Origin of the sequence: Pseudomonas sp. LS_2, assembly GCF_042709235.1 — a bacterium.
In the GTDB taxonomy this organism is placed as follows: domain Bacteria; phylum Pseudomonadota; class Gammaproteobacteria; order Pseudomonadales; family Pseudomonadaceae; genus Aquipseudomonas.
This window is the reverse complement of sequence record NZ_JAVAYC010000063.1, coordinates 1-1,902: the sequence shown is the minus strand read 5'-3', so window position 1 is coordinate 1,902 and position 1,902 is coordinate 1. Positions and strand designations below refer to the sequence as shown.

Sequence of the window (1,902 nt, the reverse complement as noted above, 5' to 3'; positions counted from 1 at the left end):
CAAGGCGAGGCCGTGCAACTGGTGGCTTATGTGGTGCCCAAGGACACAAGCCTGGCCGCGGCCGACCCGCAAAGCCAGGCCGACGCCCGTGAGCGCATCAAGGCCGGCCTGCGCGGCCCGCTGCCGGAATACATGGTCCCGGCGCACCTGCTGTTCCTTGCCGAACTGCCACTGACCACCAACGGCAAGCTCGACCGCAAGGCACTGCCCGCGCCCGACGCCAGCCTGCTGCAACAGGTCTATGTCGAACCCCAAGGCCCCGTTGAAGTCGCAGTGGCCCAAGCCTGGGCCGAGGTGCTGCGCTTGCCGCACGTCGGCGCAGAGGACGATTTCTTCGCCCTCGGTGGTCATTCGTTGCTGGCCACCCAGGTGGTCTCGCGCCTGAGCCAGGCGCTGGACACGCAGGTGCCGCTCAAGCGCCTGTTCGAACACAGCACCCTGCGCGCCTTCGCTGCCAGTCTTGGGCAAGACCCGGCACGTCAGGCGCCGCTGCTGCCAGCAGAGCGCAACCAACCGCTGCTGTTGTCCTACGCCCAGGAGCGTCAGTGGTACCTCTGGCAGCTGGATCCGCAAAGCACCGCCTACCACATTCCCACGGCGCTGCATTTGCGCGGCGCGCTGGATGTGACCGCGTTGGAGCGGGCTTTCAGCACACTGGTGGAGCGCCACGAAACCCTGCGCACGACCTTCCATCACGACGGCAAACAGCTGGTACAGGTGATCGCTGAGGCAGCGCCGTTGCAAATCGTGCCGCAGACCCTGGGCGCCCAGGCGAGTGTAGAGGCCTGGGTCGAGGCGCAGGCGCGACAGCTGTTCGACCTGGCCCAAGGCCCGCTGCTGCGCGTCGGCCTGTTGCGGCTTGCCGATGACCACTGGGTGCTGGCCTTGACCCAGCACCATATCGTTTCCGATGCCTGGTCGATGCAGCGCATGGTCGAGGAACTGCTGCATGCCTATGACGCTTTCCGCCAGGGCGCTACGCCGCAGCTGCCCGCATTGCCGGTGCAATACGCCGACTACGCGCTGTGGCAGCGGGCGCGCATGGCCGAGGGCGAAGGCGAGCGCCAGCTGGCCTACTGGGTCGCGCAACTGGGCGGTGACCATGAGGTGATCGAGCTGCCGTTGGATCATCCGCGCCCGGCCCAGGCCAGCGCCCGCGGCGCCACCGTGGCGGTCGAGCTGCCAGCGGAGCTGGCGGCACGCCTCAAAGCCCTGGCCCAGGCCGAAGGCGCCACGCTGTTCATGCTGCTGCTGGCTTCCTTGCAAACCCTGTTGCACCGCTACAGTCGCCAGCCTTCGGTGCGTGTCGGCGTGCCGGTAGCCAATCGACATCAGCTGGAAACCGAGGGGCTGATCGGCTTCTTCGTCAACACCCAGGTACTGCAGGCGCATATCGACCCGCAGATGCCGTTCATCCAGGTGCTGCGCCAGGTCCGCCAATCCGCCCTGGATGCCCAGGCGCACCAGGACCTGCCGTTCGAGCAATTGGTCGAAGCCCTGCAACCCCAGCGCAGCAACAGCCATCACCCGCTGTTCCAGGTGCTGTTCAACCACCAGGCCCAGGCGCGCCAAGGTGCGGCATATGGGCAGGTGGCGGGGCTGAGCCTGGAAGGCCTGGCCCTGGAAGGCACGACCTCGCAGTTCGACCTGATGCTCGACACCTTCGAGGGCGAGGCGGGCATCGAGGCGCTGTTCACCTATGCCACCGACCTGTTCGAGGCGGCGACCATCAAGCGCCTGGCGGTTCACTGGCAGGCGTTGTTGCGGGGTATGGTCGAGGCGCCGCAGCAACGTGTCGCCGATTTGCCGTTGCTCGCCGATAGCGAGCGCGAGGCCATCTTGGGGGATTGGAACAAGGCGCTGGTCGAACACCCGGCAGGGCAGTGCCTGCACCAGGTCATC

The 1,902-nt window shown here is 66.9% G+C and carries 1 protein-coding gene; it reads left to right on the top strand.

Annotation, left to right across the window (positions count from 1 at the left end):
• Positions 1-1,902 (top strand): condensation domain-containing protein (locus RAC97_RS24530; RefSeq protein WP_375102209.1); only part of this gene is annotated, 1,902 nt, incomplete at both ends.